The organism is Phaeobacter sp. JH20_29 (assembly GCF_048056175.1).
Lineage (GTDB): Bacteria > Pseudomonadota > Alphaproteobacteria > Rhodobacterales > Rhodobacteraceae > Phaeobacter > Phaeobacter bryozoorum.
The window spans coordinates 609560-629539 of record NZ_JAYMWO010000018.1 but is presented as its reverse complement, the minus strand read 5'-3'; the positions used below and the strand labels follow the sequence as shown (position 1 = coordinate 629539).

Here is a 19980-nt window from a genome sequence, read left to right as displayed (position 1 = left end):
TCCTCACACCGTGGGTATTCCGTTAGCCTCGCAATCCGCGACCACGACTTCGGCGTCGATGGTGCGCAGTCCGCGCGGGAGGGAAGGCGAGATGGTGTAGACAGCATCTGCCGTCTGATTGCCACCCTCTTGTTTCATTTTTGTGCGCACATGACGTGCAAATCCATAACCGCGGATCAGCGCATATTGCGCCGCCGCGCATTCCGCATAGTTGTCCAGATCGGCACCATTGCGGGCGCCGGTCATGGCCACGTGGAATTGCACCAGATCGCCATCCAGTAGCCGTGTCTCTACCCCTTTATAATCGGGGGTGAACGGCGTCCGAGACGTCTGCGGGGCCTGCACGCAGGCTGCCAGCAGCAGAGGCGATATGATGCCCGCACGGATCACTCCGCCGCGATCTTCTCGGCGCTACGCGCCTTTGCGTTGGCGGAGAGTTCCGCCATCAGCTGCGACGACCGCGCAATCGGGTTGGTCAGATAGAAGTCCTTGACCGCAGGCAGGAATGCCGCCTTGCCCATGGCCTCAACCTCAAGCGCCGGGCCGTCATTTGCCGCCACTTCGTCAATGCGCGCCAGATGCGGCACCTCTGCCACCAGCGCACTGCGCAGTTGCGCCAGCGAGTCATAGGGCAGCTTGGCATCCAGCTCCGCGCTGAGCGCCCGCAGGATCGCCCAGTTTTCCTTAGCCTCACCGGGGGCAAAGCTTGCGCGCATGGCCAGCTGCGGACGCCCTTCGGTGTTCACGAACAGACCGTTTTCTTCGGTATAGGCAGCACCGGGCAGGATGACGTCGGCGCGATGGGCACCACGATCGCCGTGCGAGCCCTGGTAGATCACAAAGGCGCCTGCATCAATTTCGACCTCATCAGCGCCGAGGTTGTAGATCACCTCTGCGCCGTCGATGGCCGCTTCAAGGCCACCCTCGGTGACCGCATTCACATCCATCGCACCAACACGGCCGGCAGCGGTGTGCAGCACCAGAAGTTTGCTCTCGGTCATGGCCGCGTATTTCTGCGCATGGGCCAGTACCGCCAGACCATCGGCCTCACGCAGGGCGCCCTGGCCGACGATGACCAGCGTATCTTTGCCAATCGCGCCTTCGGTTTCGCCGTTGAGCAGTGTCTCGAGCGCTGCGCGGTCGGTGCCGAGGTGGGCGTAGCCATAGGTCAGATCGACCGGCTGGCCGATCAGGCCGATATTGGCGCCGTTGATCCAGGCCTTGCGCAGGCGGGCGTTCAGAACCGGCGCCTCATTGCGAGGATCGGTGCCAATCAGCATGATCGCCTTGGCGCTGTCGATATCTTCGATGGTTGCGGTGCCGACATAGGCCGCGCGGTTGCCGATCGGCAGACGGGCCTTGTCCGTCCGGCACTCAACCTTGCCACCCTCCCCTTCGACCAGCTGTTTCAGCGCAAAAGCCGCCTCAACCGGGAGCAGATCACCGATCAGGCCGGCAATCTTCTTGCCCTTCATTGCGGCGGCCGCTGCCTCCAGGGCCTCCGGCCAGGTCGCGGGCTTCAGCTTGCCGTCGACACGCACATAGGGGCGATCCAGACGCTGGCGACGCAGCCCGTCCCAGACGAACCGGGTCTTGTCGCTGATCCATTCCTCATTCACGCCGTCATGGTTGCGCGGCAGGATGCGCATCACTTCGCGGCCTTTGGTGTCGACACGGATGTTCGACCCCAGCGCGTCCATCACGTCGATGGTTTCGGTTTTGGTCAACTCCCACGGGCGGGCCGTGAAGGCATAGGGTTTCGAGGTCAGCGCCCCAACCGGGCACAGGTCGATGATATTGCCCTGAAGGTTCGAATCCAGCGTCTCGTTCAGATAGGAGGTAATCTCGCTATCCTCACCACGACCGGTCTGGCCCATCTGGGTAATGCCTGCGACTTCGGTGGTGAAACGAACGCAACGCGTGCAGGAAATGCAGCGGGTCATTGCGGTGCCGACGAGCGGACCGAGATCGAGATCGTCGACGGCGCGCTTTGGCTCTCGGAAGCGCGAGAAATCAACGCCATAAGCCATCGCCTGATCCTGAAGATCACATTCGCCACCCTGATCGCAGATCGGGCAATCCAGCGGATGGTTGATCAGCAGGAACTCCATCACGCCCTCACGGGCCTTCTTGACCATCGGCGAATTGGTCTTCACCTGCGGCGCCTGGCCTTCGGGACCGGGACGCAGGTCGCGGACCTGCATGGCGCAGGAGGCGGCAGGTTTCGGCGGGCCGCCGACAACCTCAACCAGGCACATCCGGCAATTGCCGGCGATGGACAGGCGCTCGTGGTAGCAGAAGCGGGGAATTTCCACCCCGGCCTCTTCACAGGCCTGGATCAGGGTCATCGCCCCATCCACCTCAATCTCGGTTCCGTCAATGTTGATCTTGCGGAGGTCAGACATGGTCTATTTCGCCCTCAGTAAAACGCCGATCGCGCTGTTTTTCTTGATTTCCGCACGACCAAACGTACAGAATGTTTCCGTTTTCTCATATGAGACCCCGTTTTGCGCCAGGAAGCGTTCTCCCTTGGCCCGCATCCGGGCTTTTTCCTCGTCCGAGCCGATGTAGGCGCGGATTTCCGTATCCGTGTAGCCAAGAGCATTGGCACGTGCCCGCAGGCGCCGCAGTTCGGTCAGACCCTTGAAGTAACGCGCGGTAATCGCATCACAGTGGTCGGCCACTTCCTTGGCCAGAGCGACCGCGAACAGCGGGTCTTCGATCTCTTGCACATCGCGCAAGGACGGCTTCGCCGCGCCCATCGATGGCAGCAGCATCAGGCAGGCGGCACAGGTCGCAATCAGGATTCGCATTGGTGAACACTCCTTGGTGAGGGAGCGACCAGAACGCGCGCAGGCGACGGCGTTATTCAATAACACCGGCGTGGGCGCGGATTGCGCGGCCATGGGATATGCCCGGCCTGCGATCACGGGGTGCAGGTTCCGCCATAGACGGCCGTATCGCCATCCAGCGGCACGGCAATATCCGCATCAAGCGGGTTGACCTGCCAGGCAATGCGCGACGTGCCGAAGTTTTCGATGCAGTAACGGGTGCTCTCGTGATGAGCGGCCAGCCGCGCGCCTTCCAGCGAACGCGAGGCTTTGGATACCGTAGTGGTAAACACCGCTAGCGTCTCTTTCTTGTTGACCGCTTTGGACTTCGCCGAGAAGGGCACGCCCGCGTAGGTCGGGCGATTGTTGACGATACCGTCACACGCCGCCAGCACTCCGCCGCAGACGGCCAGCACAGCCATGGTTTTGGTCACACCCGTGATCATCCGGCTACCCCCCGACCCTATTCGGCTGCCATGGCGCCCATGCGCCCGGACTTCTGTGCCTTGATACGGTCTTCGATTTCCTCACGGAAATTGCGGATCAGGCCCTGGATCGGCCAGGCTGCGGCGTCGCCGAGCGCGCAAATGGTGTGGCCTTCGACCTGCTTGGTCACATCCCACAGCATGTCGATCTCTTCCAGCTCGGCCTCGCCCTTCACCAGACGATCCATCACGCGCATCATCCAGCCGGTGCCTTCACGGCAGGGCGTACACTGACCGCAGCTTTCGTGCTTGTAGAACTTCGACAGGCGCCAGATCGCCTTGATGATATCGGTCTGCTTGTCCATCACGATGACCGCCGCCGTGCCAAGGCCGGAGCCCAGTTCGCCGCGCAGATAGTCAAAGTCCATGATGGCGTCTTTCATCTTCTCGCCGCGCACACAAGGAACCGAAGAGCCGCCGGGAATGACAGCCAGAAGATTGTCCCAGCCGCCGCGAATACCGCCGCAATGCTTCTCGATCAGCTCCTCAAAGGAGATGCTCATAGCCTCTTCAACCACACAGGGGCTGTTGACGTGACCGGAGATCGCAAACAGCTTAGTGCCGGCGTTGTTCTGACGGCCAAAGCCTGCAAACCAATCGGGTCCGCGACGCAGAATGGTCGGCACCACGGCGATAGACTCCACGTTGTTCACCGTGGTCGGGCAGCCATAAAGGCCAGCACCAGCCGGGAACGGCGGCTTCATACGCGGCATGCCCTTCTTGCCCTCAAGGCTTTCGATCAGCGCAGTTTCTTCGCCGCAGATATAGGCCCCTGCACCATGGTGCAGGAAGACGTCAAAGTCCCAGCCGGATCCGGCTGCATTGCGACCCAGAAGACCTTGGTCATAGCATTCGTCGATGGCGGCCTGCAGCGCCTCGCGCTCGCGGATGTATTCGCCGCGCAGATAGATGTAGCAGGTATGCGCATTCATCGCGAAGGAGGCGATCAGCGCGCCCTCGATCAGCGTGTGCGGATCATGGCGCATGATCTCGCGGTCTTTGCAGGTGCCCGGCTCCGATTCATCGGCGTTGATGACCAGATAGGAGGGACGACCATCGCTCTCTTTCGGCATGAAGGACCATTTAAGGCCGGTCGGGAAGCCCGCACCACCGCGTCCGCGCAGGCCGGAATCCTTCATGTTCTGGATGATCCAGTCCCGCCCTTTTTCGATGATGCCCGCAGTGCCATCCCAATGGCCCCGCTGTTTTGCGCCTGCCAATGTGCGCTCATGCATCCCGTAAAGGTTGGTAAAGATCCGGTCCTGGTCCTTCAGCATGTCTGCCTACCTTTGGCTGTCCTGGCGCATCCGCCAGAGTTGAAAAATGTTGACCGCTGCATAGATGAAGCCTGCAAGGGCTGCGAAATCAAACAGCAGAGCGTAGCGCCCGGCGAGCCCCAGCGCGGGGCCGATGAACAACGACATTGCCAGCCAGCCAAGCATGGTTGCGGCAATCACCAATGCGATGTGCCGTCCCTTTGCTGCCAGTGCTTTGTCGCGCTCTACGCTCATGTGGTCCTGAATATTGGCCCCTGCCCCGTAGGACAGGCGCGGTTATCGTGGTGTCAGTCTTTTTTGTAGCGGTCGTCGGCCTTGGCCTTCTTGGCGAATTCGGTTTCCTCGCCAGCCGCCAATTGCCGGGACTGTTCGATCCAGCCATCGCGGACGATGCGCCCCTTAAACTTCAACCGGCTATCGACCCATGCGATCTGCTCATCCGTCCAGGCGGCGATCTGGTCAAAGTGGTAGAACCCCAGATCATTCAGGGTCTGCTCCAGCTTGGGACCGACACCTTTCAGCATCTTCAGATCATCGGCCTTGCCATCACGCGCTGCGGTCAGGGTTTCCGGTTTCTCTTCAACAGCGGCTCCGGCTTCTGCGGCGGCGCCCTCTGGCGATGCAGGTTCGCTGACAGCAGCTTTTTTCGGAGCGGCCTTCTTTGGGGCGTCGCTCTTTGCCTTGGCAACCTCGGCCTGTTTCACCGCCGGAAGCGGTGTTTTCGGCGCGGGCGGCGGGGTGTCGGCACTGTCGCGACCGGCAACCTTGCCGTCCTTGCCAATCCAAGGCGTCAGGATCGGCACTTCGGTGCCGTCGATACGCTTGACTGTATCGCCAATATCCGCCGCCAGCTGGACCGACGCATTATACTGCGTCTTGCCGCTTTCATATTCTGTCAGCGAGGTCAGCCCCGATTTCGGCTCGGCCGCGTAGCGCCCGTTTTGCGGGCCCGGCAGCGGCACCTGACCGGCAGCCAGATCATCCAGCAGCTTGGCAAAGCCTTCTGCGGTCAGATCTTCGTAATAATCCTTGCCGATCTGGGCCATCGGGGCGTTGGTGCAGGCACCAAGGCACTCGACCTCTTCCCAGGTAAACTTACCATCCGCCGACAGGGTAAAAGGCTTGTTCGCGATCTTTTCCTGACAGACGGCAATCAGATCCTCTGCGCCGCAGATCATGCAGGACGTGGTCCCGCAGATCTGAACATGTGCAACCGATCCAGTGGGTTGCAGCTGGAACATGAAGTAGAAGGACGCAACCTCAAGCGCACGGATATAGGCCATGCCCAGCATGTCCGCGACATATTCGATTGCAGGCTTCGTCAGCCAGCCTTCCTGCTCCTGCGCACGCCACAGCAGCGGAATGATCGCACTGGCCTGACGGCCATCAGGGAATTTGGTGATCTGCGCTTCGGCCCATGTCTGGTTCTCGGGCGTGAAGGCAAAACTATCGGGTTGTTCGGAATGCAGACGACGAAGCATTAGCGGTCAATCTCTCCAAATACGACGTCCATGGTGCCAATGATGGCCGCGACGTCGGCGAGTTGGTGGCCCTTGGCCACATAATCCATGGCCTGCAGATGCAGGAAGCCCGGCGCACGCAGCTTGGCGCGATAAGGTTTGTTGGTGCCATCTGCAACCAGATAGACGCCAAATTCGCCCTTGGGTGCCTCAACAGCGGCGTAGACCTCGCCGGCGGGCACGTGGAACCCCTCGGTATAGAGCTTGAAGTGGTGGATCAGGCTCTCCATCGAGGTTTTCATATCGCCCCGTTTGGGCGGGGTCAGCTTGCCACGGGCCAGAATATCACCGGGGGTTTCGCGCAGTTTGCCGATACACTGGCGAATGATCGACAGCGACTGGCGCATCTCTTCCATACGGACAAGGTAGCGGTCGTAGCAGTCGCCGTTCTTGCCAACCGGGATCTGGAAATCGAATTCGTCATAGCACTCATAGGGCTGCGCACGGCGCAGGTCCCAGGCAAGGCCGGAGCCGCGCACCATCACCCCGGAGAACCCGTAGTTGAGGATATCCTCCTCGGTCACGACACCGATATCGGCATTCCGCTGTTTAAAGATGCGGTTCTCGGTCAGCAGCCCGTCGATGTCATCCAGAACTGATGGGAAGCTATGGGTCCAGGCCTCGATATCGTCGATCAGCGCGTCGGGCAGATCCTGATGCACACCACCGGGGCGGAAATACGCCGCGTGCAGGCGCGCACCACAGGCCCGCTCGTAGAAGATCATCAGCTTCTCGCGCTCTTCAAAGCCCCACAGCGGCGGGGTCAGCGCGCCAACGTCCATCGCCTGCGTCGTCACATTGAGCAGGTGGTTCAGAATCCGGCCGATTTCGGAATAGAGCACACGGATCAGCGACGCGCGACGCGGCACTTCCACGCCGGTCAGCTTTTCGATGGCCAGACACCAGGCATGTTCCTGGTTCATCGGCGCCACATAGTCGAGGCGGTCGAAATACGGCAGATTCTGCAGGTACGTCCGGCTCTCCATCAGCTTTTCGGTGCCGCGGTGCAACAGGCCGATATGCGGATCGCAACGCTCAACGATTTCGCCGTCCAGCTCCAGCACCAGACGCAGAACGCCGTGCGCCGCAGGGTGTTGCGGTCCGAAGTTGATGTTGAAGTTACGGATCTTCTGTTCGCCGGTCAGGGCGTCATCCATTTTGGAGCCGTCCATTACTTCGCCCCCTCTTTCTCGTCGCCGGGCAGGATGTATTCGGCACCCTCCCACGGGCTCATGAAGTCAAACTGGCGGTACTCCTGAACCAGGCTGACCGGTTCATAGACAACGCGCTTCTGCGCCTCGTCGTAGCGAACCTCGGTATAGCCGGTGGTCGGGAAATCCTTGCGCAGCGGATAGCCACGGAAACCATAGTCGGTCAGGATGCGGCGCAGATCCGGGTGGCCGGTGAACAGGACGCCGAACATGTCGAACACCTCCCGCTCAAACCAGTTGGCCGAGGGATGGATGGTCACGATCGACGGCAGCATCTCGTCCTCGCGGATCGATACGCGCAGGCGGATCCGCTGGTTCTGATACATCGACAGAAAGTGGTAGACCACGTCGAACCGCTTGGCGCGGTCCGGGTAGTCAACGGCCGTGATATCGACAAGCGACGAGAACTTGCAGGTCGCATCGGCTTTCAGAAATTCGACAAACCCCGCAAGGTTCGACGGGGCAACATCGACATTCAGCTCATCAAAGCTGACATCCCAGTCGATGACACAATCAGGACGTTTGGCAGCGATCTGGGTGCCGAGTTCTTTCAGAGCTTCAGTCATATTTGTCTCTCCAACCAAAGCCACTTAACGCACAAGCGTGCCGGTGCGGCGAATTTTGCGCTGCAATTGCATCAGACCATACAGCAGCGCCTCTGCCGTCGGCGGGCAACCGGGCACATAGACATCCACAGGCACGATCCGGTCACATCCGCGCACCACGGAATAGCTGTAGTGGTAATAGCCGCCGCCATTGGCGCAGGACCCCATCGAGATCACATAACGCGGCTCGGGCATCTGGTCGTAGACCTTGCGCAGGGCGGGCGCCATCTTGTTGGTCAGCGTCCCCGCGACGATCATCACATCCGACTGGCGCGGAGAGGCACGCGGCGCGATACCGAAACGCTCGGCATCGTAGCGCGGCATCGAGGTGTGCATCATCTCAACCGCGCAGCAGGCCAGACCAAAGGTCATCCAGTGCAGCGAGCCGGTGCGCGCCCAGTTGATGATATCTTCTGCCGAGGTCAGCAGAAACCCCTTGTCCTGCAGTTCGGCATTCAGGGCCTGGGTGACAACTTCCTTGTCGACGCCAGCCGTATTGACTCCGGTCATCACTCCCATTCCAGGGCCCCTTTCTTCCACTCATAGGCAAAACCGATGGTCAGCACAGCGAGAAACACCATCATCGACCAGAAGCCCGCATCGCTCATATCCTTGAAGCCGACGGCCCAGGGAAACAGGAACGCAATTTCCAGATCAAAAATGATGAACAGAATCGACACCAGGTAGAACCGGACATCAAACTTCATCCGTGCGTCGTCGAATGCGTTGAACCCGCATTCGTAGGCGCTGACCTTTTCAGGGTCCGGATTGCGGACGGCCAGCACAACTGCCGCCAAAATAAGAACAATTCCAAGCCCGACCGCTACGGCCAGAAACACCAGAATCGGGAGGTATTCCCGCAACATCTCTTCCACGAGTGGCTCCTTTCCGTGCGCGCGGATTTCTGCGCGCCGTCAATTGGCGTGTTGACTTGGGGCAGTGTCTACTCCCCTCCCCCCTCACCGTCAACCAACGCATCGTTAATGGATAAACCTTCTGTAACGGGCGCGGCAGATCCACATCATGGGCCTTAAACCCTATTGTTTTCATAGGATAAGGCGTACCCGGCAAAAGGCACGCCCCAAGCGAAGAAATCAGGCATTTTTAACGGGGCTACCGCTGCCAGCTTGGTTTTTCCTTGGCGAAAAACGCGGCAATCCCTTCGGGTGCCTCCCGGCCTTCCCAGCGCTCCACCAATGCGGCAATCGTATGATCAATCACCGCATCGTCGATTTTCGGCCCCAGATCACGTACCAATGCCTTTGCGGCCCCGACCGCCTCGGGCGCGCAGCTCAGATAGGGGGTCACCTCGGCCTCGATTGCGGCGTCCATCTCGCTGGCGGGCACGGTCCGCGCAAGAATCCCGAGATCGACCGCCTCATCAGCCCCGAACAGACGCGCCGACATAAAGACACGCCGCGCCCGCGCCTCGCCCATGCGGGCGACGACATAGGGGCCAATCGTGGCCGGGATCAGGCCCAGCCGTGTCTCCGTAAGACCCATCTTGATGTGGTCGGCCCCAATCGAGACATCGCAGACACAAGCCATGCCGACACCGCCGCCAAAGGCATTGCCCTGAACCGCCCCAATCACCGGCTGCGGCAGGGTATTGATGGCCATCAGCATCTCCGCAAGAACCCTGGCTTCGCGCGCGCGGGTTTCGGCATCCGCAGTCATCTGTGCCTGCATCCAGCCCAGATCGCCGCCCGCGCAGAAACTCTTGCCCGCCCCGGTGAGCACGACAACGCGCACCGACCGGTCCGCAGCCAGCGCAGCTGCGGCAGCCTTCAGCTCCTGTAGCATTTCGCCTGACATGGCGTTGTGCTTCTCGGGGCGGTTGAGCATGAGGGTCGCAACACCCCGATCGTCGGTGGTCAGCGTGAGTGTGGTGTACATAGAGGTCGTCCTGCCTGTCCTGCTCGCAGCCCACTGCCGGCGGGCTGCGATTTTGGTTTCGGTCCGCTGTTGTTTACGCTTCGGTGTGAATCAGCTGCCGTCGCTGCGCATTGCCTGGGCCATCTTCGCCGCGTCCTGTAGCACAGAACCGTCAAGACCCGTCTCGTAGCCAAGCCGCGTCAGATGCTCATGCACCGCCTCGGTTGCGACATTGCCTGCCGCCCCCGGCGCATAGGGGCAACCGCCCAGGCCGCCGACGGCCGCGTCAAACACCCGGACACCAAGCGAAAGCGACGCATCAATGTTGTCAATCGCCCGCCCCGCCGTGTCATGATAGTGCCCAGCCAAGCGGCTGACCGGCACCCGCTCGCGCACTGCAAGCAACATGCGTGCAATCGAATCCGGTGTTGCCTGACCAATGGTGTCGCCCAGCGAAATCTCATAGCAGCCCATGGAAAACAGCCGATCCGCCAGCGCCGCAACAGCGTCGGGGTCCGTTGGCCCGTCAAACGGGCATTCGGTCACACAGGAGATATATCCGCGCACCGGCAGATCGATATGGCGCGCGGCCTCTATGATTGGCGTGAACCGTTCGATGGATTCGGCCACGCTGGCGTTGATATTGGCCTTGGAGAACCCCTCCGACGCAGAGGCAAAGACCGCGATCTCATCCGCTTTGGCGGCCAAGGCATCCTCGTAACCGCGCATATTCGGCGTCAGCGCGGCATAGCGCACATCCGCCCCACGGTTGATCCCGGCGAGCACCTCGCCCGATCCGGCCATCTGCGGCACCCATTTGGGCGAGACAAAGCTCGCCACTTCGATCCGCCGGAAGCCCGCCTGCGTCAGGCGGTCGATCAGCGCAACCTTCTCCGATACCGGTATATCCCGCTTTTCATTCTGCAAACCATCGCGTGGTCCGACTTCGAAAATCTCGACGCTTTCACCCACAGCACATCCTCCCAAGCTCAATTCACAAATCAAATGGCCCATCAGGCCGCAGGGCGCGGGCACGACCCGAGATCGCGCCCATGCCAGCCGTTTAGCTGTCCGCCTCCTCCAGGCGGACCAACGCGGCCCCCGCTTCGACCTGATCACCAGCCGAGGCCAGCACCTCGGCCACCACGCCGTCGCGGGCCGCCAGAAGCGAGTGTTCCATTTTCATCGCCTCAAGGATAGCGAGTCGTTCACCTTCTTTGACGCTCTGGCCTGCTTCGGCAAAAACCGCCTTGACCAGACCGGGCATCGGGGCCTCGATCACATTCTGATCCCCGCCCGCTGCCGATGCGCGGTCCAGGGGGTCAATCACCTCGAACTCGAGGCCATAGCTATCAAATACGGTGATCGTATTGCCCGATTGGGCGATCGAGGGCAGACGATTACCGCCCAGCACCCAATGTCCACCGATCCTGGTGGCGCAGACCTGGGATTCGGGGTCCTGAGGGAACTCCCAGATCTGGCGATCCGGTCCATCCACCTCAACCGTGGCTTCAAACACATCACCCTGATGGCTGAGGTGAACGGAACGGCGCATATCGGACCAAAGGGTAAAGCCGGTCTCCCAGCCGCCCTCGAGGAGGCCGAGGGCCTGCATGCCGGCGGCGGCCTTCTGCTCGGGCGTCACCCCAGGCGCCTGCACCAGCTGATCCAGATCGCGCGCGATAAGGCCCGTGTCGACGTTCCCCGCCGCAAAGCCCTCATGCGCCGCCAGCGCGCCAAGGAAGGCAAGGTTGGTAACCGTGCCGCCGACCTCGGTTGCCGCCAGCGCCTGCGACAGGCGCGACAGGGCGATTGCGCGGGTGGGACCATGTACGATCACCTTCGAGATCATCGGATCATACCAGGGGCTGATGGTATCCCCTGCCCTGACACCGCTGTCGGCGCGGGCCTCAGCCGGGAAGGACAGATGCGTCAGCGTGCCGGTTGCGGGCAGGAAGCCCTTGGGCACGTCTTCGGCGTAAAGCCGTGCCTCAAACGCATGGCCCGTGATGGTGAGGTCTTCCTGCTTGGCAGGCAGGCTCTCGCCCGATGCAACCCGCAGCTGCCATTCCACCAGATCAACGCCGGTGATCAGCTCGGTCACTGGATGCTCCACCTGCAGGCGGGTGTTCATTTCCATGAACCAGAACCCGTCAGGGCGCAGCCCGTCAGAGCCGTCAACGATGAACTCAACCGTGCCCGCGCCCTTGTAGCCGATGGCTTCGGCCGCGCGCACGCCCGCCTCGCCCATCGCGGCGCGCATTTCTGCGGTCATGCCCGGCGCGGGGGCTTCCTCGATCACCTTCTGATGGCGGCGTTGCAGGGAGCAGTCGCGCTCGAACAGATGCACGGCACTTTTGCCGTCGCCAAAAACCTGCACCTCGATATGGCGCGGCTGCTGGATGTATTTCTCGATCAGCACATCGGGGTTGCCAAAGGCGGTGGTGGCCTCCCCCTGCGCGCTTTTGAGCGCGTCGGCGAAATCGGCAGGTTTCTCAACCAGCCGCATCCCCTTGCCGCCGCCACCGGCAACTGCCTTGATCAGCACCGGATAGCCAATTTGATCCGCCTGATCCCTGAGGAAATCGGCATCCTGATTGGCGCCGTGATAGCCCGGCACCACCGGCACGCCAGCCGCCTCCATCAGCACTTTGGCGGCGTCTTTCAGACCCATCTTGCGGATCGCCTCCGCAGAAGGGCCGATGAAGGTAAGGCCCGCAGCCTCTACCGCATCCACAAAACCCGGGTTCTCCGAAAGAAACCCATAACCGGGATGGATGGCCTGCGCACCGGTCGCCCTGGCGATTGCGATGATCTCATCGCCGAGGAGATAGCTGTCGGCCGGCGCCGGGCCATGCCCGATGTGGCAGGCCTCATCCGCCATGGCGACATGCTTTGCGCCACGATCGGCGTCGGAATAGACCGCCACGGTTTTCACGCCCATGGCGTGGGCGGTTTCCATCACACGGCAGGCGATCTCGCCGCGATTGGCAATCAGGATTTTGTCAAACATGGGGTTGGTCCTTTGTCTGGAGCTCTGGACCGGGGGCTGCCTGCCCCCGGACCCCCGGGGATATTTTGGGCCAGAAGAAACGCGGGGCGCTTACATCCGGAAGACGCCGAATTTGGTCTCTTCGATCGGGGCGTTCAGGGCGGCACTCAGCGACAGGGCCAGCACGTCACGGCTCTTGCGCGGGTCGATGATGCCGTCGTCCCAAAGCCGCGCCGAGGCGTAAAGCGGGTGGCTCTGCTCCTCGAACATCTCGATGGTGGGGCGTTTGAACTCGGCCTCGTCCTCAGTGCTCCAGCTGCCGCCCATACGTTCGATCGCGTCGCGTTTCACTGTCGCCAGCACGCCCGCCGCCTGCTCGCCACCCATCACCGAGATACGGGAATTCGGCCAGGTCCACAGAAAACGCGGGGAATAGGCGCGGCCCGACATGCCGTAATTGCCCGCACCGAAGGAGCCGCCAACCAGCATCGTAACCTTCGGCACATTGGTGGTGGCAACCGCTGTCACCATCTTGGCGCCGTGGCGGGCAATGCCTTCGTTTTCATATTTGCGGCCGACCATGAAGCCGGTGATGTTTTGCAGGAACACCAGCGGGATCTTGCGCTGGGAGCACAGCTCCACGAAATGCGCGCCTTTCTGGGCGGCTTCGGAGAACAGGACGCCGTTGTTGGCGATGATGCCGACCGGGCAGCCCTTCACATGGGCAAAGCCGGTCACAAGGGTCTCGCCAAAGCGCGGCTTGAACTCATCAAAGCGCGAGCCATCGACCAGCCGCGCAATCACCTCGCGGATGTCATAAGGCGTGCGCAGATCGCCCGGCACCACGCCGAGGATTTCCTCGGGGTCGTAGGCGGGGTCCTCTGGGCTGGCCCAGTTCACTGTCAACGGCTTGGTGATATTCAGCGATTGCACCGCGCGCCGCGCCAGTGCCAGCGCATGGGCATCGTCCTCGGCGAGGTAATCCGCCACACCGGAGAGGCGCGTGTGCACATCGCCGCCACCCAGATCCTCGGCGCTGACCACCTCGCCCGTGGCGGCCTTCACCAGCGGCGGGCCCGCGAGGAAGATGGTGCCCTGCTCCTTCACGATGATGGTGACATCCGACATCGCCGGCACATAGGCACCGCCCGCCGTGCAGGAGCCCATGACGACGGCAATCTGCGGGATGCCCTTGGCCGACATCCGCGCCTGATTGTAGAAGATGCGCCCGAAGTGGTCACGGTCGGGGAATACCTCGTCCTGGTTGGGCAGGTTGGCACCACCCGAGTCGACCAGGTAGATGCAGGGCAAACGGTTTTCCTCGGCAATCTCCTGCGCGCGAAGGTGCTTCTTCACCGTCATCGGGTAATAGGTGCCGCCCTTCACGGTGGCGTCGTTGCAGACCACCATGACCTCCTGGCCGTGAACCCGACCGATGCCCGCGATCACGCCCGCCGCAGGAGCAGCACCGTCATACATGGCATGCGCCGCAGTGGCGCCGATCTCCAAAAACGGGGAGCCGGGGTCCAAGAGGTTCGCCACCCGGCGGCGCGGCAGCATCTTGCCGCGGCCTTCGTGCCGGACGCGGGATTTCTCGCCACCCCCCATGCGCGCGGCCTCGGCTGCCTCGCTGATCTGCGCGAGCGCGTCCAGATGCGCCGCACGGTTCTGTTTGAAGCCTTCCGAGGAAGGCATCGCCTTGGATGTGAGTTTCATGTCCACTCTCCCATTGTTGGGGTTAGGCTGTGTCCCGTCATACAGGAAGACTTATTGGTTCTGGTTGGGGCAGCGTACGCCGGGTAAGCAATACCTATAGTCATTGGCTTGCCTCACCGGTCATTTTCTCACCGCGCATCAGAATTCTTAGTTTGAGCCATTCCAAAAGCGCCTCCGAATAGCGGCACGCTACGTCCGACGGCAGATTGGGGTCCGAAACCTTGGTGCAATCGGGAACCTCACCCAAGGCAGGCATACGCAGACCTGCAGGCCCGCTGCCATCAAGAACACTCTTGTCGAAGCCGGGCATCAGGCTAACGATGCGCGCTCCATCCGCCTCCACCCACGCCGAAGCGCTTTCAACACAGTACTGTAAAGCCTTGTTTTCTTGGCTCATGTTGCACATGCGGACGGCCTGCGAGACGCATTGGGTGTCCATGGGCACCGCAAAGCCAACATCGGGGACAAATCCAGAGCAAGCGCTCAGAAAACCGGCTGTATCAAAAACGGGGGTTTCCTCACTTGCCGCAGTAAGAGGAAAGGGCGCGCCTAAAGCGCAAGCACAGGTTGCAAGAAAGGAAAGGAGCGGCTGTTTCATCAGTTCATCTCCCCCGCTGCCCGCGCCTTCAGTTCCTTGCGGATCACCTTACCGGTCACCGTCATCGGGAGGGCGTCCAAGAACTCCACTTCGCGTGGGTAAGAGTACTTTGCCAGACGGGATTTGACGTAGTCCTGCAGATCTTTCTCGGATGGCGAATGGCCGGGTTTCAGCACCACATAGGCCTTCACGATTTCGGTGCGCAGCTCGTCCGGCTTACCCACCACACCCACGGTTGCCACCGCCGGATGGGTCATCAGACAATCCTCAATCTCCGCTGGGCCGATGCGATAGCCAGCGGAGGTAATGACATCATCCTCACGCCCGACAAAGCGCAGATAGTCACCCTCCCAGATGCCGCGATCCCCGGTGACCAGCCAGTCGCCATGAAATTTTTCAGCCGTCGCGTCGGGGCGATTCCAGTATTCAAGCATCATCGACGCAGCACCCCGGCGCACGGCGACATCGCCCTCAGCAAGCGTGGGGGTGCCGTCGGCGTCGATCACCTCGACCACGCACCCCGGAACCGGCCTGCCAATACAGCCCGGACGGACCGGGAAATCAGCGGCGCAGGAGGAAACCGTCATATTGCATTCGGTCTGACCGTAGAATTCGTTGATGGTCACGCCCAGGCTCCGCTGGCCCCAGGCGAGCATCTCTGCGCCCAGGGGCTCTCCACCAGACGCGACCGAGCGCAGACCGTCGAGCCCCTGCCCCGCCGCCTTCAGCAGGCGCAATGCGGTCGGCGGGAAGAAGACGTTGCGCACGTCCCCCCGGCGGATGATGTCGGCGCAAGCCTCCGGCGTAAATTTGTCCAACCGTGCGGCGACAACAGGGACGCCCAGCGCCAGACCCGGCATCAGCACATCGAACAGACCGCCGATCCAGGCCCAGTCCGCAGGGGTCCAGAGGCAATCGCCAGGTTGGCCGAGATGATCATGGCTGATCGCAACACCAGGAAGATGGCCCGACAAAACCCGGTGCCCGTGCAATGCCCCCTTGGCGCTGCCTGTGGTGCCGGAGGTGTAGATCAACACCGCTGGCGTCTCCGGGGTGGTTTCGGCATAGGGCAGCAGATCGCCATTGTGCGCCGGGGTTTCGGTCAGGACCTCCTCCACCAGAAGCGGCTGTGCCAGCTCACCCAGCTGGGCGGCCCCAGCCGTATCGGTCAGCACAAGGTCCAATCCGGCATCGCCGATGCGTGAGGCCAGCGCATCCTGCTGGAACAGCTTGAACAACGGCACCGAGATGGCACCAATCTTCCAGATCGCCAGATGCGCAACGGCGCAGCCGACAGACTGGCTCAGCAGTACACCGACACGATCTCCGGGGGCGACCTGCGCCGACAGGTGGCGGGCCAGCAGGTCCACCTGTCCACGCAGCATCCCGTAGGTCACATCCCGGCGGTCTGCGGTTGTGAGATCAATCAGCGCAAGCGCATCGTCCGGGTGGTCCAGAGCTTGTTCAGCCATGTTGAGGCGCGCAGGAAACGCCCAGCCGCCTGCGGCCGTCAACCCGGGATATGTCGTCTGCTTGATCATTAACAGCCCCTCGCAGGTTGCATGGCCGCCATGCGTTTTTTCACTGCATTCCCAAGGGGAAAGCCCGCGCGGGTTTGATCCAGATCAGTGTAACACCCGGCGGATGAGCGCATAGATCCCCCGTACACGAAAGAAGAGGGATAGTCCCAATGACCCGTATGGTTTCCGCCCTGGCTCTTAGCGCTGCACTGGCAGCCCTGGCCGGCCCCGCCCTTGCCCAGTCCCAGGGGGATTGGACCCTTGGCATCGGCATCGCCAACGTCAATCCGAAATCCGACAATGGCACGCTCGCCGGTGCTGCTGCCACGATTGACGACGATACTGCTCTGACCTTCACCGCGGAGTACTTCATCCGCGACAACATCGGGATTGAACTTCTGGCCGCCAGCCCGTTCGAACATGATATTTCTTTGAACGGCGCCTATACCGCGACTACGAAGCATCTGCCGCCGACCCTGTCGGTCAACTATCACTTCCCGACGCAGACTAAGTTCAAACCCTTTGTCGGCGTTGGTATCAACTACACGACCTTCTTTGAGGAAAGCTCGCCCGCGGGGGTTATTTCGCTTGATGACAGCGTCGGGCTGGCACTGAACCTTGGCGCCGACTGGCAGATCTCGGATCGTGGCGCATTGCGGGTGAACGTCCGCTACATGGATATCGAAACCGATGTGACCCTGAACGGCACCAAGATCGGCACCGCCGAGATTGATCCGATCACTGTTGGGTTTGGCTACGTTCACCGTTTCTGATCCCTTTGACGAGTAACTGATTAGAACGAGTGGTTCAGGGAGAGGCGGCGCACCTTATGGGGCGCCGCTTTCTCTGTCTTGCGCCTTGCAGGCGTGTTGCATCACCAAGCCGCAAGACAGCAGTCACCCGGGGCATCTGCCCCGGTGCGGGCTTACATCTGGCCCATCAGCTCGCGGCCGATCAGCATCCGGCGGATCTCCGAGGTGCCCGCGCCAATCTCCATCAGCTTGGCATCCCGGAAGATACGGCCCACCGGGTTGTCGGAGAGATAGCCCGCCCCACCAAAGGCCTGCACCGCCTGATGCGCCTGCGTCATGGCCACCTCAGAGGCGTAAAGACAGCAGGCGGCGGCATCCTGGCGGGTCACGGTCCCCTTGTCGCAGGCTTTTGCCACTTCGTAGACATAAGCCCGCGCGGTGTTCATCGCGGTATACATGTCGGCGATCTTGCCCTGCATCAGCTGGAAGTTTCCAATCGGCTGGCCGAATTGTTTGCGTTCTTTCATGTAGGGCATCATCTCATCCATGCAGGCGGCCATGATGCCAGTGCCGATGCCCGCCAAAACGACGCGCTCATAGTCGAGACCAGACATCAGGACGCGCACGCCCTTGCCTTCTTCACCCAGCACATTCTCAAATGGGACCTCGACGTCTTCGAATACCAGTTCGGCGGTGTTGGAGCCGCGCATCCCCAGCTTGTCAAAATGCGGCGAGGTCGAGAAGCCCTTGAATTCCTTTTCGATCAGGAAGGCTGTGATCCCCTTGGATCCCGCTTCGGGGTCGGTCTTGGCATAGACCACCAGCGTGTCGGCATCGGGACCGTTCGTGATCCAGTATTTATTGCCGTTCAGGCGGTAGTGATCATTGCGCTTCTCCGCGCGCAGGCTCATCGAGACGACATCGGAACCGGCGCCTGCCTCGGACATGGCCAACGCGCCGACGTGTTCGCCGGAAATCAGCCGCGGCAGGTATTTTGCCTTTTGTTCGGCATTGCCGTTGAGCTTGATCTGATTGACGCAGAGATTCGAATGCGCGCCATAAGACAGCGACACCGAGGCGCTGGCCCGGGCGATCTCCTCAACCGCGACGGTATGGGCCAGATAGGACATGCCGGCACCGCCGAATTCCTCAGGCACGGTGATACCCAGCAATCCCAGCTCACCCATCTCCTGCCATAGCTCGGCGGGGAATTCGTTTTTCTGATCAATCTCCTGCGCCATTGGCTTGACGCGCTCCTGCGCCCAGCGGTGCACCATGTCGCGCAGGGCATTCACATCTTCGCCCAGATCAAAGGTCATGCTTGCGTTAAACATCGTTTTCTCCCGAAGTCGCCGGTTATTGAACAGTTGTTCATTAATAGCCACATCCCTGGCCTTCAGTCAATAAGATGACACCTCAGGGTGCAGAAATAATCTGCACATACCCGCCGCCACGGCGGTGCGATTGCCACACTGGCGCCTTACTTTGCGATTAACGCATTGTTTACCAAAAGCAGGCAGAGGCCCGGCGCGATGCAAAATCTGATCATCAACGGAACATTTGACAGCGGCTCCGCCAATTGGAGCGGCACCGACCTGGAGGCCAGCAATACCGAGAGCGCCTATCTCGGGAATGGCTCATCCAATCGCGTGGCCGAAATGGACGGTCAATCCGGCCAGACCACCGTGATGGAGCAGAGTTTTACCGTCACTGCTCCGATCCAGACCACGCTGACGCTGGACGCCGCCCTGCGCACTGCCTCGCTGAGTCAGGCGGGCACCGAGGGATTTACCGTCGAAATTCTGGATGCGAGCGGAGCCGTTATCGCCTCCATGTCGGTGCTGCCGACCACCAGCAGCTTTACCCAGGCCAGCCTGAATGTGAACTTCACCAGCCCCGGAGACTACACGCTGCGCCTGACCGAACTTGGCAGCGACGATAGTCTCGGCGCGATCGTCGACAATATCTCGCTCTTGGTATGCTTCTGCAATGGCACCCTGATCGAAACGTCCGACGGTCCCCGCGCCATCGAAACCCTCACGCCGGGCGACATGGTCATGACTGAGGACGGGCTGAAGCCGCTGCGCTGGATTGGCAGGCGGCGTGTCTCGGCGAACGAGATGAGGGACGACCCCAGGCTCCGCCCGGTGCGGATCGAGGCCGGCGCCCTCGGGCCGGGACTGCCCAAGAAACCGCTGCTGGTCTCGCGGCAGCATCGGATGCTGATCCGATCACGCGTGGCGCAGCGCATGTTTGGCCTATTCGAGGTGCTGATCCCGGCCATTCGCCTTACGGCCCTGCCGGGGATCTATGTATCGGCACCGCAGGAGGGCATCGCCTATTTCCACATGCTGTTCGACAACCACGAGATCGTTCTCGCCAATGGTGCCCCCAGCGAAAGCCTGCTGGTCACCGAACCGTCGCTGGCCGCCCTCTCCCCCGCCGCGCGGCAGGAGTTGAAACAGCTGTTTCCGGATCTGGTTGGCGCAGCCCAGCACGGCCCTGCCAGCGCCAGACCCATCCCGCCACAGCCCAGACAAAAGCGGCTTCTGGAACGGATCGGCAAAAACAATCGCGCTGTCGTGGATCCTATCTGAG

20 protein-coding genes are annotated in these 19980 nt (G+C 61.4%); 2 read left to right on the top strand and 18 right to left on the bottom strand.

Annotation, left to right across the window (positions count from 1 at the left end; all coding sequences use genetic code 11):
* Positions 1 to 3 precede the first annotated feature (3 nt).
* From VWZ85_RS17915 to VWZ85_RS17835, 17 genes are all read right to left on the bottom strand, one after another.
* A complete protein-coding gene (locus VWZ85_RS17915) occupies positions 4 to 390 on the bottom strand; it encodes a hypothetical protein (protein ID WP_416589329.1) in 387 nt (128 codons plus the stop codon).
* Entirely contained in the window at positions 387 to 2405 is a 2019-nt protein-coding gene (gene nuoG / locus VWZ85_RS17910; protein WP_416589328.1) for an NADH-quinone oxidoreductase subunit NuoG, read from the bottom strand. The genes VWZ85_RS17915 and nuoG overlap by 4 nt, the downstream gene beginning before the upstream one ends.
* A 3-nt stretch (positions 2406 to 2408) precedes the next feature.
* The gene (locus tag VWZ85_RS17905) at positions 2409 to 2813 is read right to left on the bottom strand and encodes a DUF5333 domain-containing protein (protein WP_340546294.1); all 405 of its coding nucleotides are present in this window, start codon (positions 2811 to 2813) and stop codon (positions 2409 to 2411) included.
* A gap of 113 nt (positions 2814 to 2926) precedes the next feature.
* Positions 2927 to 3277 carry a hypothetical protein gene (locus tag VWZ85_RS17900; RefSeq protein ID WP_416589327.1) on the bottom strand — a complete coding sequence of 117 codons (351 nt, stop codon included), beginning with the start codon at positions 3275 to 3277 and terminating at the stop codon, positions 2927 to 2929.
* A gap of 17 nt (positions 3278 to 3294) precedes the next feature.
* Positions 3295 to 4593 carry an NADH-quinone oxidoreductase subunit NuoF gene (nuoF, locus tag VWZ85_RS17895; protein ID WP_416589326.1) on the bottom strand — a complete coding sequence of 433 codons (1299 nt, stop codon included), beginning with the start codon at positions 4591 to 4593 and terminating at the stop codon, positions 3295 to 3297.
* A gap of 6 nt (positions 4594 to 4599) precedes the next feature.
* Complete coding sequence (locus VWZ85_RS17890; RefSeq protein ID WP_340545117.1) at positions 4600 to 4827, bottom strand: DUF5337 domain-containing protein; 228 nt, start codon at positions 4825 to 4827, stop codon at positions 4600 to 4602.
* A gap of 53 nt (positions 4828 to 4880) precedes the next feature.
* On the bottom strand, positions 4881 to 6074 hold the full coding sequence (locus tag VWZ85_RS17885; protein WP_340545116.1) for an NADH-quinone oxidoreductase subunit E: 1194 nt from the start codon (positions 6072 to 6074) through the stop codon (positions 4881 to 4883).
* Positions 6074 to 7285: an NADH-quinone oxidoreductase subunit D gene (locus tag VWZ85_RS17880; protein ID WP_260084618.1), complete on the bottom strand. Its 1212-nt coding sequence runs from the start codon at positions 7283 to 7285 to the stop codon at positions 6074 to 6076. The genes VWZ85_RS17885 and VWZ85_RS17880 overlap by 1 nt, the downstream gene beginning before the upstream one ends.
* Positions 7285 to 7890, bottom strand: coding sequence for an NADH-quinone oxidoreductase subunit C (locus tag VWZ85_RS17875; protein ID WP_416589325.1), 606 nt, complete (start codon positions 7888 to 7890; stop codon positions 7285 to 7287). Before VWZ85_RS17875 ends, VWZ85_RS17880 begins: the two co-directional genes overlap by 1 nt.
* A 24-nt stretch (positions 7891 to 7914) precedes the next feature.
* Entirely contained in the window at positions 7915 to 8448 is a 534-nt protein-coding gene (locus VWZ85_RS17870) for a NuoB/complex I 20 kDa subunit family protein (protein ID WP_416589324.1), read from the bottom strand.
* Positions 8439 to 8804 (bottom strand): NADH-quinone oxidoreductase subunit A, encoded by a 366-nt coding sequence (locus VWZ85_RS17865; protein WP_014874151.1) that lies wholly within the window; start codon positions 8802 to 8804, stop codon positions 8439 to 8441. The genes VWZ85_RS17870 and VWZ85_RS17865 overlap by 10 nt, the downstream gene beginning before the upstream one ends.
* Before the next feature lie 238 nt (positions 8805 to 9042).
* Positions 9043 to 9825 carry a crotonase/enoyl-CoA hydratase family protein gene (locus tag VWZ85_RS17860; protein WP_416589323.1) on the bottom strand — a complete coding sequence of 261 codons (783 nt, stop codon included), beginning with the start codon at positions 9823 to 9825 and terminating at the stop codon, positions 9043 to 9045.
* Positions 9826 to 9915: 90 nt separating this feature from the next.
* Positions 9916 to 10776: a hydroxymethylglutaryl-CoA lyase gene (locus VWZ85_RS17855; protein WP_416535938.1), complete on the bottom strand. Its 861-nt coding sequence runs from the start codon at positions 10774 to 10776 to the stop codon at positions 9916 to 9918.
* Positions 10777 to 10867: 91 nt separating this feature from the next.
* Positions 10868 to 12817 carry an acetyl/propionyl/methylcrotonyl-CoA carboxylase subunit alpha gene (locus tag VWZ85_RS17850; RefSeq protein WP_416589322.1) on the bottom strand — a complete coding sequence of 650 codons (1950 nt, stop codon included), beginning with the start codon at positions 12815 to 12817 and terminating at the stop codon, positions 10868 to 10870.
* Between the two features lie 90 nt (positions 12818 to 12907).
* A complete protein-coding gene (locus tag VWZ85_RS17845; RefSeq protein ID WP_416589321.1) occupies positions 12908 to 14512 on the bottom strand; it encodes a carboxyl transferase domain-containing protein in 1605 nt (534 codons plus the stop codon).
* Positions 14513 to 14612: 100 nt separating this feature from the next.
* Positions 14613 to 15110: a hypothetical protein gene (locus VWZ85_RS17840; RefSeq protein ID WP_416589320.1), complete on the bottom strand. Its 498-nt coding sequence runs from the start codon at positions 15108 to 15110 to the stop codon at positions 14613 to 14615.
* Entirely contained in the window at positions 15110 to 16651 is a 1542-nt protein-coding gene (locus tag VWZ85_RS17835) for an AMP-binding protein (RefSeq protein ID WP_416589319.1), read from the bottom strand. Before VWZ85_RS17835 ends, VWZ85_RS17840 begins: the two co-directional genes overlap by 1 nt.
* Before the next feature lie 149 nt (positions 16652 to 16800).
* Between VWZ85_RS17835 and VWZ85_RS17830 the strand changes: the two genes are divergently transcribed.
* On the top strand, positions 16801 to 17403 hold the full coding sequence (locus VWZ85_RS17830) for an OmpW/AlkL family protein (protein WP_416543642.1): 603 nt from the start codon (positions 16801 to 16803) through the stop codon (positions 17401 to 17403).
* Positions 17404 to 17555: 152 nt separating this feature from the next.
* Here the strand turns inward: VWZ85_RS17830 and VWZ85_RS17825 are convergent, their stop codons facing one another.
* Positions 17556 to 18716 (bottom strand): isovaleryl-CoA dehydrogenase, encoded by a 1161-nt coding sequence (locus VWZ85_RS17825; protein ID WP_416540400.1) that lies wholly within the window; start codon positions 18714 to 18716, stop codon positions 17556 to 17558.
* 198 nt (positions 18717 to 18914) lie between these two features.
* On the opposite strand from VWZ85_RS17825, the gene VWZ85_RS17820 reads away from it, so the two are divergent.
* A complete protein-coding gene (locus VWZ85_RS17820; RefSeq protein ID WP_416543641.1) occupies positions 18915 to 19979 on the top strand; it encodes a Hint domain-containing protein in 1065 nt (354 codons plus the stop codon).
* Position 19980: the final 1 nt, after the last annotated feature.